The organism is Aeromonas sp. PrichA-15, assembly GCF_017939245.1.
Lineage (GTDB): Bacteria > Pseudomonadota > Gammaproteobacteria > Enterobacterales > Aeromonadaceae > Aeromonas > Aeromonas caviae.
Genome location: NZ_JAGKRH010000248.1, coordinates 1 through 452 on the forward strand (window position 1 = coordinate 1; position 452 = coordinate 452).

General features: G+C 54.9%; 1 pseudogene. It reads left to right on the forward strand.

Going from position 1 to position 452, the window contains the following annotated elements:
* Positions 1-307 (forward strand): annotated as a pseudogene (locus J9889_RS20570) (IS5 family transposase); the annotation flags it as partial.
* Positions 308-452: the final 145 nt, after the last annotated feature.

A 452-nucleotide genomic window follows, 5' to 3' on the forward strand; every position in this document is an offset into this window, starting at 1 on the left:
CTTGGTCATTGATGCCACCGGCCTCAAGGTCTATGGCGAAGGCGAATGGAAAATTCGCAAACACGGCAAGGAGAAGCGACGAGTGTGGCGCAAGCTCCACTTGGCGGTGGATGCCACAACCCATGCGGTCATCGCTGCCGAAGTCAACCTGGAGACGGTGGCGGATAACGAGGTGTTACCGACGTTGCTCAACCCCTTACGACGCAAGATAAAACAGGTCAGCGCCGATGGTGCGTATGACACCAAGGCCTGTCATGCGCTACTGAAGAAGAAGGGGGCGAAAGCCACCATACCGCCGAGAAAAAATGGTTCTTCGCGGGATCCTGGGAAAGTGGAAGTTGACAGACAGGGTGCTGGTAAACTGGTTGTCTCCAAACACACCACCACCATCACCCTGCTGTCGCCGTGCATCATATTGATATTGCCTCCTTCTGGCCAGGTTATACCGTCAT